Origin of the sequence: Rhizobium sp. 18055 (assembly GCF_902706285.1) — a bacterium.
GTDB lineage: Bacteria > Pseudomonadota > Alphaproteobacteria > Rhizobiales > Rhizobiaceae > Rhizobium.
Genome location: NZ_CACSKD010000056.1, coordinates 1 through 988 on the forward strand (window position 1 = coordinate 1; position 988 = coordinate 988).

At 54.6% G+C, this 988-nt stretch carries 1 protein-coding gene; it reads right to left on the reverse strand.

Annotated features, from left to right (window positions below; all coding sequences use genetic code 11):
- Positions 1-132 precede the first annotated feature (132 nt).
- Positions 133-789 carry an N-acetylmuramoyl-L-alanine amidase gene (locus GVL52_RS27845; protein WP_160012643.1) on the reverse strand — a complete coding sequence of 219 codons (657 nt, stop codon included), beginning with the start codon at positions 787-789 and terminating at the stop codon, positions 133-135.
- Positions 790-988 lie beyond the last annotated feature (199 nt).

A 988-nucleotide genomic window follows, 5' to 3' on the forward strand; every position in this document is an offset into this window, starting at 1 on the left:
GGGTGGCGCGGGTGATCTCAATAGAGGCTACGGGCGCAATGGCGTGGGTTCTGGATGAGGCACGCGGCTGCTCGGGAGGCTGCGCATGGCACAGATGCGAAATGAGAAAAATCGCTGCGCAGGCATATCTTTTCAGCGCCATACCGCAGTACTCGCCTCGGTCGTATTTTTTCTGCTGACATCCGGATGCCGGTGCACCTCTGATGAACTGAAGTGCAACGTGTCGATCAGTTCGCCGACAAGCCATTGCAAAGATATGTTCTGGGCGGTGGTGACGGATTCATAAACGGCTTTCTCCCCAAGGAATGCGTCTTGTTGGACCTTGCTCAGCCCGGCAGGCATGGTGACGCCGGGCGGCAGCGAGGCGGAGCCGACGATCTCTATTCCAATGGAGTCCGTGTTGCTGGGATATCGCAGAGGGACGGATTTCGTCATTTCAATCTTGTTCATGCGCTCCACTGCGCTGGTTTGGGGGAATTTATTCGACTTTTTGAATTCCGCGGCCGTGCAACGATGCTCGGCAAGGCACCGAGCCTTCAACGGCCCTACATGGTGGGTCCTAAGATGCAGGGAGGCCGTCTGGTATATGGTGCCATTCTTTAGGATGAGAAAATGCGCTCCATTGCCTCCTCTTCTGTAGCTGGAAAAAACACTTTGCTCGTCGGATGAGCCTGTTTGATGAATGATGATTCCCGTGGCCGAGGTCATGGCGGTTCGTTCAATCACGTTGAATCTGCGTGGCTGAACCCTGGATGAAATCACCATTCCTTGTGAGTCGATATCAAGCATGATTTTCGGTTATTTGTGTCTGCGGCCCTCGACGTGCTCCCTCCTGGTCGCGCCGAGTGTTCTGATGGTAATGACTGCATGCACCAGCGACGCAGGGAATTGGTGACGGATTGTTGAGCTGCTATAGATGAGCGAAAACGTTTTGTAGCGAGGTTGGTGCCCGAAACCGGATGCAGGAGTTGCCGGTTCGCAGAAGAAG

Coding starts and splice junctions, on each gene's coding strand:
- GVL52_RS27845 (WP_160012643.1), bottom strand. CDS start 789: ATGCTTGATATCGACTCACAAGGAATGGTGATTTCATCCAGGGTTCAG.